This window comes from Streptomyces sp. NRRL F-5630 (assembly GCF_000719475.1).
Lineage (GTDB): Bacteria > Actinomycetota > Actinomycetes > Streptomycetales > Streptomycetaceae > Streptomyces.
Genome location: NZ_JOGO01000018.1, coordinates 19,925 through 44,682 on the forward strand (window position 1 = coordinate 19,925; position 24,758 = coordinate 44,682).

A 24,758-nucleotide genomic window follows, 5' to 3' on the forward strand; every position below is an offset into this window, starting at 1 on the left:
TGGCGGACCCGGCCCCCTCCCCCCTGCGCGTGGAGATCTGGACGGACATCGCCTGTCCCTGGTGCTACGTCGGGAAGGCCCGCTTCGAGCGCGCGCTCGACGGGTTCGCGCACCGCGAGCAGGTCGAGGTCGTGCACCGCTCCTTCGAGCTGGACCCCTCCTTCCCGAAGGGCGAGACCGTGCAGGTCCTGTCCATGCTCGCCAAGAAGTACGGCATGAGCGAGGAGCAGGCCAGGCAGGGGGAGGCGCGGCTCAAGGAGAACGCGGACGGCGAGGGCCTCGGCTACGTGACCGAGGGCCGCGACTCCGGCAACACCTTCGACATGCACCGCCTGCTCCATCTCGCCAAGGACAGGGGCCGCCAGGACGCGCTGATCGACGGCCTCTACCGGGGCAACTTCGCCGAGGAGGAGAGTCTCTTCGGCGACGTCGAGCGCCTCGTCGCGATCGCGGTGGCCGCCGGGCTCGACGAGGCCGAGACGCGTGCCGTGCTCGCCGACCCGGAAAAGTACGCGGACGAGGTGCGCGCCGACGAGCGCGAGGCCGCCGCCCTGGGCGCCAACGGCGTGCCCTTCTTCGTCCTCGACCGCCGCTACGGCGTCTCGGGCGCCCAGCCCGTCGAGGTCTTCGCCCAGGCGCTCCAGCAGGCGTGGGACGCGCAGCCCCGGCTGACCCCCGTCGCCTCGGTGGCCGGTGCCGACGAGGCCGGGGTGTGCGGCCCCGACGGCTGCGCGGTCCCGCCGCGCGAGGCGGGCTGATCCCGCCGGGGCCCGCGTCCGGCCATGGACGCGGGCCCCGCGGCCGACCACCATGGGGCCATGGAGAATCTCGCACCCGAGGAGTACCGCCCCCGCCGTGTCCACCTGAACACCGCGAGCCACGGACTGCTCGCCCGCTCCGCGGCCGACGCGATCCGGGCCGCCGTCGAGCGCCGCGAGCACGGGGCCGGGGCCGATGTCTTCCCCGCCGTGGCCGCCGCGCGCGCCGCCTTCGCCCGCCTCGCGGGCGTCCCCGTGAGCCGTGTCGCCGCCGGCAACTCCGTCGCCACCTACGCGGGACTCGTCGCCGCCGCCCTCCCCGAGGGCGCTGAAGTCCTCACCGTCGAGGGCGAGTTCGCCTCCGTCGTCAACCCCTTCCACGTCCGCCGGGGGCTCAAGGTCCGCACCGTCCCGCTCGACGGTCTCGCCGAGGAGGTGCGCCCCGGCACGGCCCTCGTCGCTCTCTCCTCGGTGCAGTCCGCCGACGGCAGGCTCGCCGACCTGCCCGCGATCCGCGCCGCCGCGCGCGCCCACGGCGCCCGTACCTTCGTCGACGTGTCGCAGGCGGCGGGCTGGCTGCCGCTCGACGCGGCCGAGGACGACTTCACCGCGACCGTCGGCTACAAGTGGCTCGGCGCCGCGCACGGCACCGGCTTCCTCGTCGTCCCCGAGGACCTCGGCGGCCTGAGCCCGGTGCTCGGCGGCAGCCTGAGCGCCGCGGACCCGTCGGCGAGCATGTACGGCCCGGTCCGCGAACCGGCCCCCGACGCCCGCCGCTTCGACACCGCGCAACCCCTCTTCTCCTACGAGGGCGCGGCCGAGGCGATGGGGATCATCGAACGCCTCGGTGTCGCGACCGTCCACGCGCACGACCTCGCGCTCGCCGAGCGCTTCACCGCGGGGCTGCGCGCCCTGGGCCACGAGGCGCTGCCCGCGCCCGGGTCCGCGATCGTCTCCGTCCCCGGGCTCGGCGGGCGGCGGGAGGACCTCGCGCGGGCGGGCATCGAGGTCTCCGACCGCGCGGGCAACCTGCGCGCCTCCTTCCACTTCTACAACTCGGCGGCGGACGTCGACGCGCTGCTCGCGGCGCTGGGCTGAGCGGGCGGGGGATGGGCGAAGGGGCGGCCGGGCGGGGGTGAGGACCGGCACGCGAGGGCGGGGCCGCGCACCCCGTGGTGCGCGGCCCCGCCCTCGTACCGGCCCTCAGCGGATCGGCGTGAAGTCCCTGGCCCCGATGAACTCGGGCCGCCGGATCGGCGCGGCGAAGGGCTCGACCGCGGCGTTCTCGACGCTGTTGAAGACGAGGAACACGTTGCTGCGCGGGAACGGCGTGATGTTGTCGCCCGAGCCGTGCATCGCGTTGCAGTCGAACCAGGTCGCCGAGCCCGCCTTGCCGGTGAAGAGCTTGATGCCCCACTTCCCGGCCATCTCGGTGAGCGCCTCGTCCGAGGGCGTGCCCGCGTCCTGCATCTGGAGCGACTTCTTGTAGTTGTCCTTCGGCGTCTCGCCCGCACAGCCGAGGAAGGTCTTGTGCGAGCCGGGCATGATCATGAGCCCGCCGTTGGTGTCGTAGTTCTCGGTGAGCGCGATCGAGACGGAGACGGCGCGCATGTTCGGCATGCCGTCCTCGGCGTGCCACGTCTCGAAGTCCGAGTGCCAGTAGAAGCCGGAGGCGCCGAAGCCCGGCTTGACGTTGATCCGCGACTGGTGGATGTAGACGTCCGAGCCGAGGATCTGCCGGGCGCGGTCCAGCAGCCGCTCGTCGCGCACGAGGTTCGCGAAGACCTCGCTGATCTTGTGGATCTCGAAGACCGAGCGGATCTCCTGCGACCGCGGCTCCACGATGGAGCGCTCGTCGGCGCGGATCGCGGGGTCGGTGACGAGCCGGTCCAGCTCGGCGCGGTAGAGGGAGACCTCGTCCGGGGTGAGCAGCTCGGGGATCGCGTGGAAGCCGTTGTCCTCGAAGGAGGCGAGCTCACCGGCGCTGAACGGCCCCTGGGTGCCGGGCGCGGACCACACCACCGGGTCCTGGCGCGGCGTGGACACCTCGGTCTTCCCGCGGGTCGGGTAGAGGTCTGTGATCCTCTCGTGGGTGACGGTCATATCGCTCAGTCCTCCTCGGTCAGCAGCGGGTAGACCCCGTTCTCGTCGTGCTCCTCCCGCCCGGTGACGGGCGGGTTGAAGACGCAGATGCAGCGGAAGTCGGTCTTGGGCCGCATCGTGTGCAGGTCGTGGTTGTCGAGCAGGTACATCGTGCCGGGGGTGATCCAGTGCTTCTCCCCCGTGGTCTCGTCGGTCAGCTCCGCCTCGCCCTCGACACAGAGCACCGCCTCGATGTGGTTGGCGTAGTGCATCGTCGTCTCGGTGCCGGCGTACATGATCGTTTCGTGCAGCGAGAAGCCGACCTTCTCCTTGGCGAGCACGATGCGCTTGCTCTCCCAGGTGCCCGACTCGGCGACGATGTGCCGGTCGGTGCCCTCGATGTCCTTGAACGAGCGAATGAGCACGGTGTCCCTGTGCCTCTCTTTCGTGGTGCGGTGGTGTCTCTACGGGTACGGGGCGGGCCGCGTCGCTTCGGGCGGCCCGGCCCCGTACCGGTCCTCTGCCGGTCCCGCGGGGGCTCTAGGCGGTCTCGCGGACCGAGCGGGCGAGGATGCGCAGCCCCTCGTCCAGTTCCTCGGGGGTCGTGGTGAGCGCGGGCAGCAGCTTGACGACCTCGCTGCGCGGCCCCGAGGTCTCCAGGAGCAGCCCGTGCTCGAAGGCGCGGCGGCACACCTTCGTCGCCTGCCCGGGGTCCTCGAACTCCATGCCCCACACGAGACCGCGGCCCCGGTAGGAGGCGCCGAGCTGGTCGTGTTCGAGGCAGATCGCGCGCAGCGCCGCCTCGACCTGCTCGCCGCGGGCGAGGGTCTGCTTCTCCATCTGGCCGTCGGCCCAGTACGCCTCCAGGGCCGCCGCCGCCGTGACGAAGGCGGGGTTGTTGCCGCGGAAGGTGCCGTTGTGCTCGCCCGGCTCCCACACGTCCAGCTCGGGGCGGAACAGGCACAGCGACATCGGCAGCCCGTAGCCGCCGATGGACTTCGACAGCGTGACGATGTCCGGGGTGATGCCCGCTTCCTCGAAGGAGAAGAAGGCACCGGTCCGGCCGCAGCCCATCTGGATGTCGTCGACGATGAGCAGCATGTCCTGCCGCTTGCACAGCTCGGCGAGCGCGCGCAGCCACTCGGGCCGCGCGACGTTGATGCCGCCCTCGCCCTGCACGGTCTCGACGATGACCGCGGCGGGCTTGTTGAGCCCGGAGCCCTGGTCGTCGAGGAGCCGCTCGAACCAGATGAAGTCGGGGGTCTGCCCGTCGAGGTAGTTGTCGAAGGGCATCGGCGTGCCGTGCACGAGGGGGACCCCGGCGCCCGCGCGCTTGAAGGCGTTCCCCGTGACGGCGAGGGAGCCGAGCGACATGCCGTGGAAGGCGTTGGTGAAGGAGACGATCGACTCGCGGCCCTTGACCTTGCGGGCCAGCTTGAGCGCGGCCTCGACCGCGTTGGTCCCCGTCGGGCCGGGGAACATGACCTTGTAGGGCAGGTCGCGGGGGCGCAGGACGACGTTCTGGAAGGTTTCGAGGAAGGCGCGCTTGGCCGTGGTGCCCATGTCGAGGCCGTGCGTGATGCCGTCGCGCTCGATGTAGTCGATCAGTGCGCGTTTCAGGACCGGGTTGTTGTGGCCGTAGTTGAGGGCGCCGGCCCCGGCGAAGAAGTCCAGGTAGGCGTGGCCGTCCTCGTCGTAGAGGCGGCTGCCCTGGGCGCGGTCGAACACGGCGGGCCAGCTTCGGCAGTAACTGCGCACCTCCGACTCAAGGGTCTCGAAGACGCTCAGGGCGGGCGGGGCGATGGTCACAGCTGTCTCCTGGGAGGAAGAGGGTGGAGCGGAGCAGGGAGTGTGGACTGCGGTACGGGTACGGATGCGGGGCCGTGGTGCCGGTGGGCGGTACGGGCCCGGGGGTGCCGTCCGGTGTACGGGCCGCTCCCGGGTGGGGGCGGCCCGACCGCTCGGCTCAGGCCGCTTCGGCCCGGGCCGCCGCGAGGGCGAGCGGGCCGATGCGGTACAGCACTTCGGGCTCGTGTCCGGCCTCGTCGTCGGCCGGGAACAGCGTCGCGTCGAAGAGCACCTCGCGCTCAAGACCCGCGCCGTGCCGGGCGGCGAAGGAGGTGAACAGGCGCTCGGAGGGCACGTTGCCGGGCGTGATGGTGGTCTCCAGGCCGTGCAGTTCCGTGTGCGCGGCGACGCGCGCGGCGAGCCCGTCGAGCAGCGCGGCGGCCAAGCCCCTGCCCTGCTGCGAGGCGGCCACGGCGACCTGCCAGACGACGAGGACGCCGGGGCGTTCGGGCCGGATGTAGCCGGTGACGAAACCGACCGGGTCCCCTGCGGCGTCCCGCGCCACCACGGAGGTCGCGGCGAAGTCGCGACACCACAGCAGGTAGCTGTACGAGGAGTTCAGGTCGAGCTTTCCCGAGTCGCGGGCGAGGCGCCACAGCGCGGCGCCGTCCTGCACGCGTGGGCCGTCAAGACGTAGTCCCTCCGGCATTTCCCGGAACGTGGCACGGGGTGCGGTGAGGTCTGCTTGTGCGGCGGTCATGGGATTTGAACTTACCCAGCAGGCGCAGAAAATTCATCGGGTGCCTGGGTTGGGTGGAAGGGTGTTCTGTGTTATCGCGCGTAGGGGCGCTCGGGCGCGAAAGCCCTTGCGAAATGCCCGTTATGCGGTAGGCATTCCGGACGAACGGGACTCCGCTGTGGGGTCGGTCACAAAGGAGTAACATCCATGGAATCTGTCCGAATTACGGAAAATGTGCGAGGGGTAAAACTTTTTGTTTAGCCCTCGGGAAAGCGGGCAGAAGAAAATGGGAAGCTGCGCGAAAGAATGCACCGGGAATTAATCCGGAGTTTATGTCGTGCAAAATATGTGGAGAGCATTTCCGCCGTGCGGCGGAACGGGCGCCGCGCGTGGCACCGGGTGCCGGGAGTGGCACGAGCGCCACGGGGGCGGGAGCCCCCCGGCCGCCCGGCCCCGCTCCCGGCACCCGCGCGGCTCACGCCTGTCCGGCCGCCCAGGCCTCGGCCACCGCGCGGTCGGCCGCGCGCGTGTCGGCCCGCTCGCCCGTCGCCTCGGACCACGCGGTGGCGAGCGCCCGCAGGCTGTCGCGCACGACGTTCTCCGCCGCCAGCGGTCCGTAGTGGTTGACCCGGATCATCTCGGCCGCGAGCGCGCCGCCGCCCGCGGCGAGCGGGAGCGAGGGGTGCGCGGCGAGCGCCTTCGCGACGAGCGTGCCCGCGTCCGGGCCCGTCCCCGTCACGGGCACCCGGACCGTCGTCGCGACCGGCGCGGCGTCGCGTGCCTCGGTCACGTACGGGGTCAGCGGCGTCCCGAGCGCGGCGAGCCCCGCCCGGACCGCAGCCGCCGCGCGCGCGTGCCGCCCGCGCACGGCGTCGGGACCCTCGGCGGCGAACCGCTCCAGGCACGCTTCGAGCGCGAGCATCTCCAACTGGGCCGGGGCGTGCGGGAGCACCTTGCGGCCCGCGTCGATCCACCGGTGCTTCCAGTCGAGCAGCGAGAGGTACGAGCCGCGCGGGCCCGCCGGGTTCGCCTCCAGGCGCTCCCACGCGCGCGGGCTCAGCGCGGCCACCGAGACCCCGGCGGGGCCGCCGAGCGCCTTCTGCGCCCCGATCACGCACAGGTCCACGCCCCACTCGGCGGGCAGCAGCGGCTCCGCGCCCACCGAGGCGACGGCGTCCAGCATGAGCAGCGCGCCGTGCTCCCGGACCACCTCGCCGATCTCGGCGACCGGGTTCGTGTTGCCCGTCGCGGCCTCCGCGTGCACGAGCGACACGAAGTCCGTCTCCGGGTGCTCGCGCAGCGCCTCGCGCACCCGCGCCGCGCTCACCGCCGTGTCGAAGGGCACCGCGAGGTCGTGCACGGTGGCGCCGCAGTCGCGCAGCCAGTCGCCGAAGGTCTGCCCGTACGGGCCCGTCACGATGTTCAGCGCGACCGTCCCCGGACCGGCGGCGCCCCGGATGCACCCTTCGAGGGGCAGCAGCGCCTCGCCCTGCGTGACGACGAGTTCGTGCCCGCCGCTCCCGGGCGCGTCGAGCCCGAGCAGGGCGGCGACCTTGCGTTCGATCGCGGCGAAGTGGTGGGCGGTCAGGGGAGTGAGGTCAAGCAGGGGATGTGTCACGAGGTGGCTCTTTCTGCGTGTGCCGCGGGTGGTGCTCCAACGGGAGTGCGCGGCCTGCGGTGTTCCGCGGGTGGTTTCGGCGTGCGGCCGGCGTGGTGCGGGGACGGGTGGCCGTGCGCGCCGGTTGTGAGGGTACTCAGCGGGGCGCGGGGGAGCGGGCGGGGCAGGCCGCTCGCGGGGCGGTACCGCGAAGTCCCCCGCTCCCCGGGCGCGGCGCACACCCCTCCGGACGGACTCCGGGCCTGTCCGCCCCTCCCCGTCGTCGCCCGGCGGACGGGCGTTGACAGGCAGACCCTAGGGTGCCGGTCATGAGTGACGTGAGCGAAGCGAAGCCGGTGCTGCGGGTGAAGGGGGCCGTGCTCGTCGGGCCCGAGGACGTGCGCGACGAGGTGTGGGTGGTCGGCGGGCGGGTCACCTTCACCGCCCCGGCCGGGGCGCGGGACGTGCGGACCGTCACGGGGTGGGCGCTGCCCGGGCTCGTGGACGCGCACTGCCACGTCGGGCTCGACGCGCACGGCGCCGTGCCCGCCGAGGAAGCCGAGAAGCAGGCGCTCATCGAGCGGGACGCGGGCGCGCTGCTGCTCCGCGACGCGGGCTCGCCCTCCGACACGCGCTGGACGGACGCGCGCGAGGACCTGCCCCGCATCATCCGCGCCGGGCGCCACATCGCCCGTACCCGCCGCTACATCCGGAACTTCGCGCACGAGATCGAGCCCGAGGACCTCGTCGCCTTCGTGGCGCGCGAGGCACGGCGCGGCGACGGCTGGGTCAAGCTCGTCGGCGACTGGATCGACCGCGAGGAGGGCGACCTGGCGGCCTGCTGGCCGCGCGGCGCCGTCGAGGCGGCGATCGCCGAGGCGCACCGGCTCGGCGCCCGCGTCACCGCGCACTGCTTCGCCGAGGACTCGCTCGCCGACCTCGTCGAGGCGGGCATCGACTGCGTCGAGCACGCGACGGGGCTCACCGAGGACACCATCCCGCTCTTCGCCGGGCGCGGCGTCGCGATCGTCCCGACCCTCGTCAACATCGCGACGTTCCCGCGCCTCGCGGACGGCGGCGAGGCCCGGTTCCCCCGCTGGTCGGCCCACATGCGCCGCCTCCACGCCCGCCGCTACGAGACGGTGCGCGCCGCCTACGACGCGGGCGTCCCGGTCTTCACCGGCACCGACGCGGGCGGCAGCCTCCCGCACGGCCTCATCGGCGCGGAGGTGGCCGAGCTGGTCCGGGCGGGCCTGCCGCCGCTCGCGGCCCTCTCCGCCGCCGTCTGGAACGCCCGCGCCTGGCTCGGCAGGCCCGGCCTGGAGGAGGGCGCCCCGGCGGACCTCGTGGTCTACGAGAGCGACCCGCGCGCCGACGTACGGGTCCTGACGGCGCCTCGGCGCGTGGTCATGTCGGGCCGTGTGGTCGCGTAGCGGACGGCGCTCCCCGCATCTCAGGGGCGCGTGAGGAGCCGTCGAGGGCGCGCGAGGAGCGGCCGAGCGCCCCTCCTCGCGGGGGAGGCACCGCTGTGACGTGGGCGAACGCGTGCGCAGCAGAGCGATTCCTTTTTCGAACACCATGCCGGAAACCACCCTTTGGGGTGAACGTGCTGCGGTAAGCGGTTCTTTCACCCTCGTTCCGCGAGGATTCCCGCATCGAGGCCGCCGGCCCCCGTGTCCCCGGGACGCGCCGGCGGCTCCATGTCTCTTGTGGGGGTAACACCGCTGTGAACAGCACCACCTTCGGCCTGCCCGTGCGCCGTCTCGCCGCCGCCACCACGGCCGCGCTCCTCGTCGGCGCGCCCGCCGTGCTCACCGCCGCGGGCACCGCGCACGCCACCGAGGGCCACGGGGGGAAGTCCGGCGCCGTCGTCCTGCGCACCGGGCTCGACGTCTCCCTGCTGAAGAAGACCGTCGACGTGCCGCTCAACGTCTCGCTCAACGAGGTGAGCGCCCCCGGCGACGCCGACAAGACCGCGCTCACCGCCACACTCGACGGTGTGGACCAGGGCCGCCCCTTCCGCGTCCTCGACGCCCGCGTCGCCCAGGCGAAGGCCACCGCCGACGGGCACAGGGCCGAGGGCTCCACCACCCTCGTGGGCGCCCGCGTCCACGTCCCCGGGCTCCCGCTCCTCTCGCTCATCGAAGTCGAGAAGGTCACCTCGAAGGCCGTGTGCGAGGCCGGGCGGCACCCCGTGGCCGAGGCGAACGTCCTCGGCGACGTCAAGGTGCTCGGCAAGACCGTGAGCCTGTCCGCGGGCGGCACCACGCGGGTCGAGGTCCCCGGCGTCGGCGAGGTCACCCTCGACCTCTCCCGGCGCACCACCAGCGCCACCACGGCCGCCGCCGCGGCACTGGAGCTGAAGGTCTCGGTCGACCCGCTCAAGCTCGGCGTCGCCCAGGTCGAGGGCACCGTCACGCTCGCCGGAGCCACCTGCGAGACCCCGAAGACGGAGGACACCCCCGCCTCCGAGCCGCCCGCCGCGAGCCCCTCCCCGGCCGCGCACGGCGACACGGGCACGAAGAGCAACGGCGGCAAGGGCGGCGAGGTGACCACCGCCGCGGGCTCCGACGACGGCGAGAACCTCGCCGAGACCGGCGGCAGCTCGGCGACCCCCTACCTCGCGGGCGGCGCCGCCGTCCTCCTCGTGGGCGGCGCGGGCGCCGTCTGGTTCGCGCGCACCCGCCGCGCCGCACGCGGTCACTGACACCGCGCGGGAGCGGGGCGGGCCGGCCCACCGGCCCCTCCCGCTCCCGCGCCACCGCACCCGCGGGCCACCGGGGACCGGGCTCGCTCGCGGCACCTCAGCCCGCCAGAACCCCCCGCGCCGCGGCCAGGAACCGCTCGCTCGTGCCCCGGTCCCGCACCGCTACGCGCAGCCACTCGTCGCCGAGCCCGGGGAACGTGTCCCCGCGCCGCACCGCCCACCCCGCGGCCCGCAGCCGCTCCCGTACCCGTGCGGCCTCCGGCAGCCGCACCAGCAGGAACGACGCCGCCGCCGGGCCCACCACACGCGCCCCCGGCAGCTCCGCGAGTCCCGCCGCGAGGAAGTCCCTGTCGGCCGCGAGGGCCCGCGCCACCGCCTCCGCCTCCGCGAGCGCGGCGGGCGCCGAGCACGCCTCGGCCGCCACGAGCGCGGGCGTCGAGACCGGCCACAGGGGCTGCGCCCGCGCGAGCGGGGCGAGCGCCTGGGGCGCGCCGAGCACGTAGCCGATCCGCAGCCCCGCGAGTCCCCACGTCTTCGTGAGGCTCCGCAGCACGAGGAGCCCGGGGACGTCCGTGCGCGAGGCGAGCGATTCGCGCTCGCCCGGCACCGTGTCGACGAACGCCTCGTCCACGACGAGCGTCCGCCCCGGCCGCGCGAGCGAGGCGATCACGTCCGCCGGGTGCAGCACCGACGTCGGGTTCGTCGGGTTCCCGAGCACCACCAGATCGGCGTCCTCGGGCACGAGCGCCGGATCGAGCCGGAAGCCGTCCTCCTCGCGCAACACCACCCGCTCCACCACGTGCCCCGCCGCGCGCAGCGCCGCCTCCGGCTCCGTGAACTGCGGGTGCACGACGACGGGGCGCCGCACCGGAAGCGTGCGCGCCAGCAGCACGAAGGCCTCCGCCGCCCCCGCCGTGAGCAGCACCCGCTCCGGCGGCAGCCCGTGCCGGGCAGCGACCGCCGCGCGCGCCGCCCGGTCGTCCGGGTACGCGGCGAGAGAGCCGAGCGCGTCCGCGAGCCGCTCCCGCAGCCACGCGGGCGGGGTCCCCGCGCGCACGTTCACCGCGAGATCCGTGAGCCCCGCCCCGCGCACCTCCGCGTCCCCGTGGTGGCGCAGCTCGTACGGCATGACACCTTCCTCCCGTGGGTCCTCCGCCACGGCGCACGTCGCCCGCGCGGACTTCTGTTTCGCCACGAGCAGCCGCCCCCGGGCCCCCGCCTCCGCGAGCGCCGCCGCCTCGGCGACCGACGCGGTGCCGAGCGCGGCGCGCGCCGGGCCCGAGGGGCTGGGCACACGGACCGAGGCCAGCTCGTCCGGCGCGTACGCCCGTACCGGCACGCCGAGCCGCGCCGCGAGCGCCAGGACGGCGGGCTCGCCCGCGCGCCGGTCGACGGTCGCCACCGCCCGTACGCGCGCGAGCGGCAACCCGGCGGCGCCGAGCGCCCCCCGCACCAGTGCCTCGATCTCCGTGCCCGTCGCGCCCGAGGCCGCGCCGACCCCCACCACGAGCGACGAGGTGCGGCGCGGGGCCCGGTCCGCTAGCAAAGAGGCATGGTCGTGCTCGTGGCCCTCGGCTCCTTCGTGATGACGCTGGTCGGCGGCTGGGCCGCGCACCACGTCACCGACCGGCGCCACCTCGTCCTCGGCTTCGCGGGCGGGCTCATGCTCGGCGTCGTCGGGCTCGACCTGCTCCCCGAGGCCATCGAGGGCGCGGGGCGGCACGTGTGGGGCGTGCCCGCCGCGCTGCTCCTCTTCGTCGCGGGCTTCCTCACGGCGCACGTCGTCGAACGCCTCCTCGCGCTGCGCCGCGCCGCCCACGGCGCGAAGAACCCCGAGCAGGTCCCGCAGGTCGGCATCGGCGCCGCCGCGGCGATGGTCGGGCACAGCGTCGCCGACGGCATCGCGATCGGCGCCTCGTTCCAGGTCGGCGAGGCGATCGGCTTCGCCGTCGCGCTCGCGGTCGTCAGCCACGACTTCGCGGACGGCTTCAACACGTACACGCTCACGCGTGCCACGGGAAACGCCCGCCGCAAGGCGTTCGCGATGCTCGGCGCCGACGCCGTCGCCCCCGTGGCGGGCGCCGCGTCCACGCTCCTGTTCACCATTCCGGGCGAAGCCCTCGCCTGTTACCTCGGCTTCTTCGGAGGCGTCCTGCTCTACATCGCCGCCGCCGAGATCCTCCCCGAGGCCAGCCACAGCCACCCGGCCCGCTCCACCCTGCTGTGCACGGTCGCGGGCGTCGCGCTGATGTGGCTCGTCATCGGCCTGGCGGGGGAGTAGCGGGGACGACGCCGGGCCCGGGCGCGCTGGGACGGGCGCGGGGCGCTCCACGCTCCGGGGGCGCCCCTCCTCCCGTACGGGACGTCCCTCCGCGTGGACGGGATGCCCCTCCGCGCGGACGGGACGCTCGCCGGGTACCGCTCCCTCGCTCCCCGCCCGGCCCGCGCTCATCCCGCCCCCCGTCCCGCCTCCGCGGCCCGCCGCACGAACCGTGCCGCGGCCTCGGGGAGGCCCGCCGGGTGGGTGTGCAGGTAGCTCGCGTGCACCGCGTCCCGGACGAAGCCCTCCACGCGGGCGCGCGGCTGCCGCAGCCCCCACGCCGGGGCCGGGCCCGCGCCCGGCTCGATCGCCGTGCGGTGGAACTCGTGCCCCCGCGTCCGCGTCCCCGCCGCCGCCACCGCGCTGTCGCCCACCGCGACCGCCTCGCGGTAACCGAGCGTCAGACGGTCCGTCATGCGCGCGTCCGCGTCGAGTACCCCGCACATCGGTGCCCCGTCGAGCGAGCGCGCCAGATACAGCAGCCCCGCGCACTCCGCCCACACGGGGCCGCCCGCCCGCGCGAGGCCCGCGACGGCCGCGCGCAGCGGCGCGTTCGCTGCCAGCTCGGGCGCGTACACCTCGGGGAAGCCCCCGCCGACGACGAAGGCGCGCGTCCCCTCGGGCAGCTCCTCGGCCCGCAGCGGGTCGAGGGTCACGACCTCCGCGCCCGCCGCCGTCAGCGCCTCGGCCTGCTCCGCGTACGAGAACGTGAACGCGGGCCCGCCCGCGACCGCCACGACGGGCCGCCCGCCGGGCGGTACCGGGGCGGGCGGCGGCTGCCACGGCACCGCGCTCCGCGTCGCGGCGGAGTGGGCGAGGCGGAGCAGCGCGGGCAGGTCGCAACCGGCCCGTACGTGCTCCGCGAGCGCGGCGACCGCGTCGAGCGCCTCCGTACGCCGCTCGGCCGCCGGGACGAGCCCGAGGTGCCGCGAGGGCGTGGACAGCTCCTTCGCCCGGCGCAGCACGCCGAGCACCGGCACACCCGCCTCGTCGAGCGCGGCCCGCAGCAACTCCTCGTGCCGGTCCGAACCGACCTTGTTGAGGATCACCCCGCCGATCCGCACCTCCGGGTCGAAGGAGGCGAAGCCGTGCACGAGCGCCGCGACGGAGCGCGACTGCGCCGAGGCGTCCACGACGAGCACGACGGGCGCCCCGAGCACCTTCGCGACCTGCGCGGTCGACGCCAGCTCACCCTGCCCCGCGGCACCGTCGTACAGCCCCATGACGCCCTCGACCACGGCGAGGTCCGCTCCGCGCGAGCCGTGCGCGAAGAGCGGCGGGAGCGCGTCGGTGCCGCACAGGTACGCGTCGAGATTGCGGCCGGGCCGCCCCGTCGCGAGCGCGTGGTACCCCGGGTCGATGTAGTCGGGCCCCACCTTGTGCGGCGACACGGAGAGCCCGGCGGCGCGGAAGGCCGCCATGAGCCCGGTCGCGACGGTCGTCTTGCCGCTGCTGGAGGAGGGCGCGGCGACGACGAGCCGGGGCGGGAGGGGGAGCGGGGCGGAGCTGGACGGCGGGGTCATCGTGTGCTGCTTTCAAGGCCCGGTGCCTGGGGCCCGGGAGGGCGGACGGGTGGTACGGAACGGGGGCGCCTCACGGCCTTACGGCGGCGGGCGGGGGCGCGGGGGCGACGGGGCGAGGCCGGGCACCCGGCCCCTCCTCAGCCCGCGCGGCCCCCGCCCCGTCCCGGTAGGAACGTCACCACTCGATGCCCCGCTGCCCCTTCTGCCCCGCGTCCATCGGGTGCTTGACCTTCGTCATCTCGGTCACGAGGTCCGCCGCGTCGATCAGCTCCGGCGGCGCGTTGCGCCCGGTGACGACGACGTGCTGGTTGCCGGGGCGGGTCCGCAGGGTCTCGACGACCTCGGCGGTGTCGATCCAGCCCCAGTGCAGCGGGTACGCGAACTCGTCGAGCACGTACAGCTTGTACGTCTCGGCGGCGAGATCCCGTTTGACCTGCTCCCAGCCCTCGCGGGCCTTGTCCTCGTTGGAGTCCTGGCCGTCGCGCTGCACCCAGGACCAGCCTTCGCCCATCTTGTGCCAGGCGACCGTGCCGCCCTCGCCCGAGGCCCCGAGCACGCGCAGCGCGTTCTCCTCGCCGACCTTCCACTTCGCCGACTTGACGAACTGGAACACCCCGATCGGCCACCCCTGGTTCCAGGCCCGCAGCGCGAGCCCGAAGGCGGCCGTCGACTTGCCCTTGCCCGGGCCCGTGTGGACCGCGAGGAGCGGCCTGTTGCGGCGCTGCCGCGTCGTCATCCCGTCGTCCGGCACGACGGCCGGCTGTCCCTGCGGCATTACGCTGCCCTCCTGTCTCCGCGCACGTCGCGTACGCCCCGTGCCCCGTCACCGCCCCGTACGTCCTTCACGAGCCCCGCGAGCGCGTCCGCGCGCAGGGCGTCCAGCGTCACCGCGCTCCCGCCGAGCCGCCCCGCGAGATCACCCGCGAGCCCGAGCCGTACGGGCCCCGCCTCGCAGTCCACGACCACCGAGGCCGTCCCGTCCGCCGCGAGCAGCCCGGCCGCGCGCCGCGCGAGCGGCAGCGGCTCGGGGCCGCCCGTCGCCCGCCCGTCTGTCACCACGACGAGCAGCGCGCGCCGGGCCGGATCGCGCAGCCGCTCGATCCGCAGCACGTCACGCGCCTTCAGCAGGCCCGCCGCGAGCGGTGTGCGGCCCCCGGTCGGCAGGGACGCGAGCCGGGCCGCCGCCGTGTCCACGGACGAGGTCGGCGGCAGCGCGAGACGCGCCTCGCGCCCCCGGAACGTCACGAGCCCCACCTTGTCGCGCCGCTGGTAGGCGTCGAGAAGCAGCGAGAGCACCGCGCCCTTCACCGCGCCCATCCGCTGCCGCGCCGCCATCGACCCCGAGGCGTCCACGACGAACAGCACGAGGTTTCCCTCGCGCCCCTCCCTGCTCGCGAGCCGCAGGTCGTCCCCCCGCACCACGAGCCCCGCGCCCGTGCGCCCGCGCGCCTTCTGGTGCGGGGCGGCGGCGCGGACCGTCGCCGCGAGGTGCAGCGAGCCGAGCGCGCCGCCGCGCGGGCGGTACGAGCCCGTCGTCCTGCCGTGCGCGGTCCGCGCCCGCGAACGGCGCCCGGCGGCACCCTCACCGAGCCCGGGAACGGTCAGCTTCTTCGTGCGGAACGGGGCGGTGGCGGAGGCGGCGGGCTGCTCAGCGGCGCCCGCGGGACCTTTTCCCTCGGCGTCCGAGGGGGCCGCGGGGGCGGGGGACGTATCGCCCGGCCCGCCGTCCTGGTCGCCGCGGTCCTGGCCCGTCCGGTCCTCGGGGCCCCCGCCCTGGGGCGGGACACCGCCCCCGCCGCCGGGCCCGTCCGGGCCGTCACCGTCGTCGGGGGCCTCCGGCTCCTCCCCGGGCCCGGCGTTCTCGTCGAGCACCTCGTCGAGCTTGTCCTCGTCGAGGCCGGGCGCGTCGAAGGGGTTGCGGCGCCCGCGGTGCGGCAGGGCGAGGAGCGCGGCCTGCCGCACGTCCTCGGCGAGCACGCTGTCGCGCCCGGCCCAGGCGGCGAGGGCCGTCGCGGTGCGGGCCATGACGAGGTCGGCGCGCATCCCGTCGACCTCGAAGGCGGCGCACGTCGCGGCGATCTGACGCAGCGCGGTGTCCCCGAGGGCCACGCGGGGCAGCAGTTCCCTGGCCTCCGCTATCCGGGTGCGCAGGGCGGCCTCGTCCCCGGCGAAGCGCGCGGCGAAGGCGGCCGGGTCGTCCTCGTACGCCATCCGGCGCCGTACGACCTCGACGCGCTCGTCGGTCTCGCGCGAGGCGGCGACCTCGACGGTCAGGCCGAAGCGGTCCAGGAGCTGGGGGCGCAGCTCGCCCTCCTCGGGGTTCATCGTCCCGACGAGCAGGAACCGCGCGGCGTGCCGCACGGAGACGCCCTCGCGCTCGACGGAGGAGACCCCCATGGCGGCGGCGTCGAGCAGCAGGTCCACGAGATGGTCGCCGAGGAGATTGACCTCGTCGACGTAGAGGATGCCGCGGTGCGCGGCGGCGAGCAGCCCCGGCTCGAACGCCTTGACGCCCTCGGCGAGCGCCCGCTCGATGTCGAGCGCGCCGACGAGCCGGTCCTCGGAGGCCCCCACGGGCAGCTCGACCATCCGCGCGGGCCGCCGCGCCTCCGCCTGGGCCGGAGCGTGCGGGCCGTCCGGGCAGCGCGGGTCGGGAGCCGCCGGATCGCAGGAGAAGCGGCAGCCCGCCACGACATCGACCTCGGGCAGCAGCGCGGTGAGCGCCCGCACGGCGGTGGACTTGGCCGTCCCCTTCTCGCCGCGCACGAGCACTCCGCCGACGCGGGCGGACACGGCGTTGAGGAGCAGCGCGAGCCGCAGATCGTCCTGTCCGACGAGGGCGGTGAAGGGATAGGGATGGTCGAGGGTGGTCATACGGGGACTTCCTTTCGTGAGAGTGGCGACAAGGCCGGGGCGGCTTGGTCACGCCCCGCGGCCGGGGGAGGGGGCCCGGGGCGCGGCACCCGCGAGGGCATCCCCGTCACTCCGGAGCCCCGGGCGGCACGAAGGGCAGTCCCGGCGGAGCCCCCCGCTCGATCAGCCGCAGCAGCGCCCCCGTGTCGGCGTGCTCCTCGACGAGGTCGGCGAGCGCCTCCAGTTGCTCCTCCCGCAAGGCCCCGAACTCCGTGTCGGGCGCCGGTACGAACCTCCGCCCGGCCTGCGCGGCGATCCGCCGCAGGAAGGCCCGCCGGAACCCGTCGCTCTCCAGGGACCCGTGCCAGTGCGTCCCCCACACCGCGCCCACCCGGCACCCGTCGAGGAACGGCTCGTCGCCGCCCCGCACCTCCGCGACCCCGTGGTGGATCTCGTACCCGTCGACGGCCTCCCCGAGCGCGGTCCCCGAGGGCCGGGCGAGCGTCTTCTCGCGCGCGAACCGGACCCGCACCGGCAGCAGCCCGAGCCCCGGCACGGTCCCCGCCCGCGACTCCACCTCGTCCTCGATGACCTCCCCCAGCAACTGGAACCCGCCGCAGACGCCCAGCACGGGCCGCCCCTCGGCCGCCCGCAGGGCGAGCGCGTCGGCGAGCCCCCGCTCCCGCAGCCACGCGAGCGCCCGCACCGTGCCGCGCGTACCGGGCACCACGACGAGGTCCGCGTCCACGAGGTCCTGCGCCCGGTCCACGAACCGCACGACGACGCCCGGTTCGGCGGCGAGCGCGTCGACGTCGGTGAAGTTCGACAGGAGCGGCACGGCGCACACGGCGACCCGCAGCACCTCGTCCCCGTGCGGCTCCGCGAGCCGCGACTCGCGCACCGCGCCGCGCAGCGAGACGGCCATGCCGTCCTCCTCGTCGATGCCGAGCCCCGGCCGGAACGGCAGCACCCCGAAGGTGTCGCGCCCCGTCAGGTCCCGCAGCATCCGCAGGCCCGGGGCGAGCAGCGAGACGTCCCCCCGGAACTTGTTGACGAGGTACCCGGCGACGAGCGCCTGGTCCTCGGCCGAGAGCAGCGCCGTCGTCCCGAAGAACGACGCGAAGACACCGCCCCGGTCGATGTCGCCGACGACCACGACGGGCAGCCGGGCCGCCCGCGCGATCCCCATGTTGACGAGATCGGTGCGGCGCAGATTGATCTCCGCCGGACTCCCCGCCCCCTCGCAGATCACCGCGTCGTACGTGCGCCGCAGCTCGGCCAGGCAGTCCACGACCGTCCCGAACAGCTCCGCCTGCTTCCCCCCGTGGTACCCGCGCGCGCTCAGCTCGCCGAGCGGCTTCCCGAGCAGCACGACCTGGCTCGACCGCTCCCCGCCCGGCTTGAGCAGCACCGGGTTCATGAGCGCGCTCGGCTCGACGCGCGCGGCCCGCGCCTGCATCGCCTGCGCGCGGCCGATCTCGGCGCCGTCGCGCGTGACGAAGGAGTTGAGGGACATGTTCTGCCCCTTGAACGGCGCGACGCTCACCCCCCGCCGCGCGAGCCACCGGCAGATCCCGGCCGTGACGACACTCTTCCCGGCGTCGGACGTCGTCCCGGCGACGAGCAGCCCGCCCCCGGTCACCGCGCACGCCCCGGGACCGCGAGCCGCACCGCGACGCACACCCCGAGCGCCGCCCACGTCACGCGCCGCGAAAGCCGCACGGCCCGCTCCACGTCGGTCACGGCGACGGACCGCCCGCGCCGCGCGTTGAGCACGGGCCGGTGCTCGACGCGGCCCGCGTACGACAGCGTCCCGCCGAGCCGTACGCCGAGCGCGCCCGCGAAGGCCGCCTCGACCGGTCCCGCGTTGGGACTCGGGTGCCGGTGCGCGTCCTCGCGCACCGCGGCGCGCGCGCGACGGGGCGCGCCGCCCACGAGCGCGGCGAGCGCGGCGGTGAGGCGGGCGCCGGGGAAGCCCATGACGTCGTCGAGCCGCGCGGCGGACCAGCCGAACCGCAGGTAGCGCTCCGATCTGTGGCCCACCATCGCGTCGAGCGTGTTGACGGCCCGGAAGGCGACGAGCCCGGGCACCCCGCCGAGCGCGCCCCACACGAGCGCCCCGACGACCGCGTCCGAGGTGTTCTCGGCGACGGACTCGACGACGGCGCGCGCGATCCCGTCCGCGTCCAGGTGGCGCGGATCGCGCCCGCACAGGTGCGGCAGGCGCTCGCGCGCGGCGGCCACGTCGCCCGCTTCGAGCGCGGCGGCGAGCACGCGCCCCTCGCGCGCGAGCGAGGTGCCGCCCACGACGGTCCAGGTCACGAGCGCGGTGAGCGCGGCGGACGCGGCGGGGGAGCGGCGCGCGGCGGTACGGGAGACGGCGGCGGCGAGGGCGGTGGCGCCACCCGCGCACAGCAGGGTGTGGAGGGCGCCCGCGCCCCGGTGGTCGCGCCACAGCGCCTTCTCGGCGAGGCCCGCGAGGCGCCCGAACACCGCCACGGGGTGGCCACGGCGCGGGTCGCCGAAGAGGGAGTCGCCGAGCAGGCCGGCGGTGGCGCCGACCGCGAGAACACGTCCGGCGGCCATGACGTCAGTCCGCCGTCACGCCTCGCCGGGGGAGCGGGCGGGCTGGCGGGTGCGCACTGCGGCGGATGCCGGGCATGGGGGTGTCCTACTCTCAGGGTCCGCGCCCTGGTACGACGTGGTTCGGCGCCGGGAGTTCCTGACTCACGGGGATCACTCCCCGCTCACAGTGGCGGGACCGCGCCGGATTCGCACCGGTACTTCCTCCACAGCCGCCGAAATGGCCCCGGCAGTGCATCACGCTGCGAGACCGGGCGTCAACTCGCACTTGACGCAAGAGGGGCGAATCGGTCGGGCCCGGGCTCCCGGCTCCCGCGCCCCCTTCGCCCCTCCCACCTCGTACGAAGCCCGTCGCCCCCGCCGAAGCCGCACGCCGCCCACGCGCAAGCGCCCCCATGCGAAAGCCCCGCGCCGCCCCCCTCGGGGGCCTCGCGGGGCTCGTGGCGCCGGTCCGCTCAGGCCACGATCACGTAGATCCCGAACGCCACCGCGGCGAGGCACACCCCGAAGCAGGTGTACGCGCCGAGCCGGTGGAGCAGCGCCCGCCCGCTCGTCGCCGCGTCGCCGCCGGTACCGGCAGCGGTGACCGTACCGGTGCCGCCGTCCCGCGCCGTCGCGGCCGAGGCGCGCGAGAGGCCCGCGATGCCGAGGGCGAAGGCGCCGACGAGGCCCACGGTGACGAGCAGGCTCACGCCGAAGACGGAGCCGAGTGCCGCCCAGCCGATGTTCATGCCGGTTCCTTTCAGGCCGCGGTGCCGGAGCCCGCCGGGTGGCGCGGGGTCTCGGTCGCCTGCGGGGCGGGGAGTTCCGCCGTGAGCGGGGGGTGGAGCGCGTCCGGCGCCTCGGCCGCCGTCGGCTGGACCGGCACCGAGAGCGTCCCTGCGGGCGGCGGCGCGACCGAGGCGAGGGCCTGGGTGATCACCCCTGCGGGCTCGCCGGCCCCGGCCACGTCGTGGTGGCTCACCGGCTTGCGCCGCGACAGCGCGTAGATGAGCGTGGCGCCCGCGACGAGCAGCACCCCGGTGAGTACGACGCCCCAGGTGCCCTGCCGGGTGAGGAACTCGGCGCCCGCGCCCACGAGCGCGGCGGCGGGGAGGGTGAGCAGCCACGCGATCGCCATCCGCCCGGCCGTCGACCAGCGCACCGTGCCGCCCTTGCGCCCGAGGCCCGCGCCCATCACCGAGCCGGAGCACGCCTGCGTCGTGGAGAGCGAGAAGCCGAGGTGCGAGGAGGCGAGGATGACCGTCGCCGCGCCGGTCTGCGAGGCGAAGCCCTGCGGCGGCGCGAGGTCGGTGAGGCCGGTGCCCATCGTGCGGATGATGCGCCAGCCGCCGAGGTACGTGCCGAGCGCGATCGCGCACCCGGCCGAGAGGATCACCCACGCCGGCGGGTTGGACCCCGGCTTGAGCGCGTCGCCCGTGACGAGGGCGAGCGTGATGATGCCCATCGTCTTCTGCGCGTCATTGGTCCCGTGCGCGAGCGAGACGAGCCCGGCGGAGGCGATCTGCCCCACCTTGTAGCCCTTCGCCCCGGTCTTCTCGTCGACACCGCGGGTCAGCCGGTACGTCAGCCGGGTCGCGACGAAGGCCGCGAGCCCCGCGACGACGGGCGCCGCCACGGCCGGGATCACGATCTTCGTGACGATCGTGCCGCCGTTGACGCTGGAGAAGCCCGCCGACATCACGGCGGCCCCGATGAGGCCTCCGAAGAGGGCGTGCGAGGAACTGGAGGGCAGGCCGAGCAGCCAGGTGACGAGGTTCCACAGGATGGCGCCGACGAGCGCCGCGAAGATCACTTCCGTCCTGAGCCCGGATTCGTCGACGATTCCCCCCGAGATCGTCTTGGCGACCTCCACCGAGAGGAAAGCACCCACGAGGTTGAGCGCCGCGGACATCGCCACGGCTGTCTTGGGCTTGAGGGCGCCGGTGGAGATGGTGGTGGCCATCGCGTTGGCGGTGTCGTGGAAACCGTTCGTGAAGTCGAACACGAGAGCGGTGACGATCACGATCCCGAGGAGAAGCGTGATGTGTTCCATTTACCCAGGCTTCTGTTGGACGTCAATGTCACGCCGAACGTAAGCACTCCGAGTGAACGGAAGATGAACTGGGGCGGGCGCTGTGGTGACCCGAACCGGAGCGAGCCGGCCCGAGTGCCCCGCGCGGGGCGCGCACGGGGCCGGGCGGCACGCCGCGGCGGGTTCCGCTTGTGCCCGGTTTCCGCGGGCGGCGGCGCCCCGCGCCCCGTGCGCCGCCGCCCCGTCCCCGTGTCGCGCCGCCCCTGCCGGCGCCCGCCCGCGCCCCGCCCGTGACAGCCGCCTCAGCCGTCCGTGAAGCGCTCCAGATCCCCGGCCGACCCGTTGAACACGTTCTGGTCACCGGGCAGCGGCCCCTTCACCGCGTACTGCCACACCGTCCAGTACGTCCATCCCGCGGGCAGTTCACCCGGGCTGTCCGCCCAGTTCGCGAGCCACAGCGGGTGCGTGTCGGCGAAGGCCGTGCTGCGCCCGGTGCACGTGTTCCACCAGTGCGCGGTCGTGTAGATCATCGGCCGGCGCCCGGTCAGCCGCAGCGTCTCGTCGCTGAAGTCGCTGATCCAGTCGCGCATCTTCCCCTTGCTGAGCCCGTAGCACTTGTGCTGGGCGTTGTACGGGTTCGTCTCCAGGTCGAGCGCGGGCGGCAGCGTCCGCCCGTCGGGCCGCCAGTCGCCCCCGTTGCGCACGAAGAAGGCGGCCTGCTCGGTGCCCGAGGAGCGGTCGGGCAGTGCGAAGTGGTAGGCGCCGCGCAGCAGCCCCGCCTTCGCGGCCCCTTCGTACTGCTGCGAGAAGTGGGGACTGCGGTACGTCGTCGACTCGGTCGCCTTCACGTACGTGAACCGCGCGCCCCTGTCGCGCGCCTGGGCGAAGTCCACCGTCTCCTGGTGCGCGGAGACATCGTGCCCCCGCGGCCCCCCGGGCCCGGCGGGGAAGGCCGGGGTCGCGGACAGCGCCAGGGCGGCGAGTGCCACCGGGCCGAGCAGGAAGGAACGGGTGCGGCGAAGACGGCTCATGAGGCCCCCGACGGGAAGAGGACGGACGGAAATCCCGCCGAGCGTAACGGCCTATACATATGTAAAGCGGGAAATAAGTCTGCGATTCGCCGCGCTCATCCGTCCGCGCCCCCACCGGAGCGCCTGCGAGGATGCGGGCATGACACCGACCCCGGGACCCGGCACCCGCGCCGCGTGGACGGAACTGCTCGCCACGGCGCGCCGCAGCGTCGCCGACGGACTCGTCACCGGCACCTCGGGCAATGTCTCGGTACGGGTCGACGACCCGGCGCTCGGCACCCTGATCCTCGTGACGCCGACGGGCGTCCCCTACGGGGACCTCGGCGCGGACGACCTCGTGGCCGTCGATCCTTCGGGCCGGCAGGTCCTCGGCACCCTGCGCCCGACGAGCGAACTCCCGCTCCACCTGGCCGTCCACCGGGACCGCCCGGAGGCGCGGGCCGTGGTCCACACGCACGCGGTGCACGCGACGGCGGCCTCGCTCCTGGTCGACGAGATCCCGCCGGTCCACTACGTCTCCGCCCTCTTCGGCGGCCCGGTCCGCGTCGCCCCGTACGCCCTCTACGGCACCGAGGCCCTGGCCGAGGCGGTCCGCGCCGCCCTGGCCGACCGCACCGCCTGCCTCCTCGCCCACCACGGCACCCTGGCCCTCGCCCCCGATCTCCCCACGGCCTACGACCGCACCGCCCAGCTCGAATGGCTCTGCCACGTCTGGCTCACGGCCGCCGCCCTCCCGGCCCGCGCGCCCCGCGTCCTCTCTCCGGAGCAACTGGCCGAGGCCGCCCGCAAACTGAGCGGCTACGGCCAGCCGCGGGACTGACGCCTGCGCGCGCCCGGCCGACGCGGCCCCGGCTCCGGGCGTCCGGGCCCCGTTCCCCTTCTCTCCGGCGCTTGAGGAGCGGGCCCGGGGCGGAGCCCCGCGGCCTCCCCCGGTCCGGCCCTGGCGCGGTCGCCGCTGCGCCGCACGGGCGCACTGCCGGGCCGGGGCGGGAGGAGCGGCCGAGAAGGGGAAGACGCCTGGAAGGCGCTCCACATCCCGCAGGTGCCCGGAGAGGAATCGTCCCGTGCCGAAACCGAGCCGTACCGCCCTGCCCCGCATCCCCGCCCCGCACCACCTCGGCCGTCGTCTCGGCCGCCGCCTCCCCGCCCGCTTCCGCGTGCTCCTCGTCGCCCGTCGCCTCCCCGTCGTCGGCCCGGCCCTCACCGCCCGCCGCCTGCTGCGGCTCGCCCGTCTGGCGCGCCGCCACCGCCAGGGCCGCCGCCGCCCCGCCAAGGGCTGGCACCGTCCGGAGGTTCCGCGCCGCCCCGATGCCCCGCCCCGCCCCGATGCCCCGCAGCGCCCGGCGGGGACGCCCGTCGCGCGCGGCCCCCTGCCTCCCCCGGCCCCGTCCCCGGGCCTCGCTCCCGCACCGTCCTCACCCCCGCGCGGCCGTCCGGTGGCCGGGGCACGGGGGCGGGCGGAGACTGACGGGGTGCGCACCGTGAAGACAACCGCCCAAGCGACCGCGGCGGCGCTGACCGCCCTCCTCGGCGCCGGAGCCGCCGCCATCGCCGCCGGGCGCCTCGCGGGCGAGGCGGGACTGCGGCCCCGCCCGGGCCGCCCCCTCCCCACCGAGCCGAAACTCACCGTGCACACGGCGACCGCCGACCGCATCACGCTGACCCGCGCCCTCGCCTCGCTCCGCCCCGGCGTCTACGGCCTGGCGAGCGAGGACGGCAGGCACGCGGCCGTGGGGCGGGTGCTCGACGCGGAGGCGCACCGCGCGGACACGGTGGTACGCGAACTCCTGGGCGGGGCGGACGAGTTCAAACCCGGGACGCAGGCGCAGCTCACCCCGCAGGTGTACACGGGCACTCCGCGCACGGCACGGGGACTCGACTACGAGGACGTGGAGATCACGGGCCTGCCGGGCGCGCTGCCCGCGTGGTTCGTCCCGGCGGCGCGCGCGACATGGGTGATCGCCGCGCACGGACTCGGCACGACACGGGAACACGCCCTCGTGCTCATGGACTTCCTGCACCGGCAGCAGTTCCCCGTGCTCGCCCTGTCCTACCGGGGCGACCCGGGCGCCCCTGCGGCCGAGGGCGCGCTCTCGCGCTTCGGCGCGGACGAGTGGCAGGACCTCGAAGCGGCGGTGCGGTGGGCGGTGGGGCACGGGGCCCGGCGGCTCGTCCTGCTCGGCTGGTCCACCGGGGCGTCGATGGCGTTGCGCGTCGCCGCGCGCTCGGAGCACCGCGACCGCATCGCCGGTCTGGTCCTCGACTCGCCGGTCCTGAGCTGGCAGTACGCGCTCGAAGGGCTCGCCAGGGCCCGCCGCGCCCCCGGCTTCGTGCTGCCGCTCGCGGTACGGGCGGCGGAGGGGCGCGCGGGGCTGCCGAAGGAGCGGGTCGACAGGGCGGCCGACCCGCACGCCCTGCGCGTCCCGGTCTTCCTCGCCCAGAGCGAGGACGACGCCCTCGCCCCCGCCCCTCTGGCCCGCGCCTTCGCCCGCTCGCGCCCCGACCTGGTCGTCACCCACACGGTGGACAAGGCCCAGCACAGCGCCGTCTGGAACCGCGATCCGGTCTCCTACGAGGAAGCCCTCCGCCGCTTCCTGACCCCTTTGATGTAGCCCCCGCTGCCACCGCGCCCGGCCTGCCGCCTCCCCGGCGGGGGCGGCGCGGCGGCCCCGCCCCAGTGCCCGGCCCGCCCTCTCCGGCGTCCGGGGAACGGAGCCCGGGGCGGAGCCCCGAGTCCGCGCACGGCACGGGCCCTCACCGACA

Annotated in this window: 21 protein-coding genes and 1 riboswitch; of the genes, 7 read left to right on the forward strand and 14 right to left on the reverse strand. The window is 75.4% G+C overall.

Annotated elements, in window-relative coordinates; translation table 11 throughout:
• The first annotated feature begins 23 nt into the window (after positions 1–23).
• Both IF99_RS0111325 and IF99_RS0111330 read left to right on the forward strand, forming a co-directional pair.
• Complete coding sequence (locus IF99_RS0111325; RefSeq protein ID WP_030996276.1) at positions 24–758, forward strand: DsbA family oxidoreductase; 735 nt, start codon at positions 24–26, stop codon at positions 756–758.
• Between the two features lie 60 nt (positions 759–818).
• Entirely contained in the window at positions 819–1,856 is a 1,038-nt protein-coding gene (locus tag IF99_RS0111330) for an aminotransferase class V-fold PLP-dependent enzyme (protein ID WP_030996277.1), read from the forward strand.
• Between the two features lie 105 nt (positions 1,857–1,961).
• Here IF99_RS0111330 and thpD read toward each other — a convergent pair whose 3' ends face one another.
• From thpD to IF99_RS0111355, 5 genes are all read right to left on the reverse strand, one after another.
• On the reverse strand, positions 1,962–2,861 hold the full coding sequence (thpD, locus tag IF99_RS0111335; protein ID WP_030996278.1) for an ectoine hydroxylase: 900 nt from the start codon (positions 2,859–2,861) through the stop codon (positions 1,962–1,964).
• 5 nt (positions 2,862–2,866) lie between these two features.
• Complete coding sequence (locus IF99_RS0111340) at positions 2,867–3,265, reverse strand: ectoine synthase (protein WP_030996279.1); 399 nt, start codon at positions 3,263–3,265, stop codon at positions 2,867–2,869.
• A gap of 115 nt (positions 3,266–3,380) precedes the next feature.
• Entirely contained in the window at positions 3,381–4,649 is a 1,269-nt protein-coding gene (gene ectB / locus IF99_RS0111345; protein WP_030996280.1) for a diaminobutyrate--2-oxoglutarate transaminase, read from the reverse strand.
• Positions 4,650–4,806: 157 nt separating this feature from the next.
• Entirely contained in the window at positions 4,807–5,388 is a 582-nt protein-coding gene (gene ectA / locus IF99_RS0111350; RefSeq protein WP_199806486.1) for a diaminobutyrate acetyltransferase, read from the reverse strand.
• Positions 5,389–5,842: 454 nt separating this feature from the next.
• A complete protein-coding gene (locus IF99_RS0111355; RefSeq protein WP_030996282.1) occupies positions 5,843–6,985 on the reverse strand; it encodes an aminotransferase class V-fold PLP-dependent enzyme in 1,143 nt (380 codons plus the stop codon).
• A gap of 308 nt (positions 6,986–7,293) precedes the next feature.
• Between IF99_RS0111355 and IF99_RS0111360 the strand changes: the two genes are divergently transcribed.
• Together IF99_RS0111360 and IF99_RS0111365 are read left to right on the forward strand one after the other, a co-directional pair.
• On the forward strand, positions 7,294–8,397 hold the full coding sequence (locus IF99_RS0111360) for an amidohydrolase family protein (RefSeq protein WP_030996283.1): 1,104 nt from the start codon (positions 7,294–7,296) through the stop codon (positions 8,395–8,397).
• Positions 8,398–8,690: 293 nt separating this feature from the next.
• Positions 8,691–9,671 carry an SCO1860 family LAETG-anchored protein gene (locus tag IF99_RS0111365; protein ID WP_030996284.1) on the forward strand — a complete coding sequence of 327 codons (981 nt, stop codon included), beginning with the start codon at positions 8,691–8,693 and terminating at the stop codon, positions 9,669–9,671.
• 97 nt (positions 9,672–9,768) lie between these two features.
• Here IF99_RS0111365 and cobC read toward each other — a convergent pair whose 3' ends face one another.
• Complete coding sequence (gene cobC, locus IF99_RS0111370; protein ID WP_234340666.1) at positions 9,769–11,217, reverse strand: Rv2231c family pyridoxal phosphate-dependent protein CobC; 1,449 nt, start codon at positions 11,215–11,217, stop codon at positions 9,769–9,771.
• A gap of 6 nt (positions 11,218–11,223) precedes the next feature.
• On the opposite strand from cobC, the gene IF99_RS0111375 reads away from it, so the two are divergent.
• A complete protein-coding gene (locus IF99_RS0111375; protein ID WP_030996286.1) occupies positions 11,224–11,952 on the forward strand; it encodes a ZIP family metal transporter in 729 nt (242 codons plus the stop codon).
• Between the two features lie 167 nt (positions 11,953–12,119).
• On the opposite strand, the gene IF99_RS0111380 is transcribed toward IF99_RS0111375, so the two are convergent.
• From IF99_RS0111380 to IF99_RS0111415, 8 genes are all read right to left on the reverse strand, one after another.
• Positions 12,120–13,514, reverse strand: a complete 1,395-nt coding sequence (locus tag IF99_RS0111380) for a cobyrinate a,c-diamide synthase (RefSeq protein WP_030996287.1) — start codon at positions 13,512–13,514, stop codon at positions 12,120–12,122.
• Positions 13,515–13,689: 175 nt separating this feature from the next.
• Positions 13,690–14,289: a cob(I)yrinic acid a,c-diamide adenosyltransferase gene (gene cobO, locus IF99_RS0111385; protein ID WP_030996288.1), complete on the reverse strand. Its 600-nt coding sequence runs from the start codon at positions 14,287–14,289 to the stop codon at positions 13,690–13,692.
• Positions 14,289–16,388 (reverse strand): putative cobaltochelatase, encoded by a 2,100-nt coding sequence (locus IF99_RS0111390; RefSeq protein WP_051703449.1) that lies wholly within the window; start codon positions 16,386–16,388, stop codon positions 14,289–14,291. The genes cobO and IF99_RS0111390 overlap by 1 nt, the downstream gene beginning before the upstream one ends.
• Positions 16,389–16,494: 106 nt before the next feature.
• Positions 16,495–18,009, reverse strand: a complete 1,515-nt coding sequence (locus IF99_RS0111395; RefSeq protein ID WP_030996290.1) for a cobyric acid synthase — start codon at positions 18,007–18,009, stop codon at positions 16,495–16,497.
• Entirely contained in the window at positions 18,006–18,953 is a 948-nt protein-coding gene (locus IF99_RS0111400) for a cobalamin biosynthesis protein (RefSeq protein ID WP_030996291.1), read from the reverse strand. Before IF99_RS0111400 ends, IF99_RS0111395 begins: the two co-directional genes overlap by 4 nt.
• A 110-nt stretch (positions 18,954–19,063) precedes the next feature.
• Positions 19,064–19,196, reverse strand: a riboswitch (cobalamin riboswitch).
• Between the two features lie 209 nt (positions 19,197–19,405).
• Positions 19,406–19,681: a hypothetical protein gene (locus tag IF99_RS0111405; protein WP_030996292.1), complete on the reverse strand. Its 276-nt coding sequence runs from the start codon at positions 19,679–19,681 to the stop codon at positions 19,406–19,408.
• Between the two features lie 11 nt (positions 19,682–19,692).
• Positions 19,693–20,985, reverse strand: coding sequence for an inorganic phosphate transporter (locus tag IF99_RS0111410; protein WP_030996293.1), 1,293 nt, complete (start codon positions 20,983–20,985; stop codon positions 19,693–19,695).
• Between the two features lie 281 nt (positions 20,986–21,266).
• On the reverse strand, positions 21,267–21,995 hold the full coding sequence (locus tag IF99_RS0111415) for a lysozyme (RefSeq protein ID WP_030996294.1): 729 nt from the start codon (positions 21,993–21,995) through the stop codon (positions 21,267–21,269).
• A gap of 139 nt (positions 21,996–22,134) precedes the next feature.
• Here IF99_RS0111415 and IF99_RS0111420 point away from each other — a divergent pair, with 139 nt between their 5' ends.
• Positions 22,135–22,815, forward strand: coding sequence for a class II aldolase/adducin family protein (locus IF99_RS0111420; protein ID WP_030996295.1), 681 nt, complete (start codon positions 22,135–22,137; stop codon positions 22,813–22,815).
• A gap of 652 nt (positions 22,816–23,467) precedes the next feature.
• Positions 23,468–24,607 carry an alpha/beta fold hydrolase gene (locus IF99_RS0111425; RefSeq protein ID WP_030996296.1) on the forward strand — a complete coding sequence of 380 codons (1,140 nt, stop codon included), beginning with the start codon at positions 23,468–23,470 and terminating at the stop codon, positions 24,605–24,607.
• Positions 24,608–24,758: the final 151 nt, after the last annotated feature.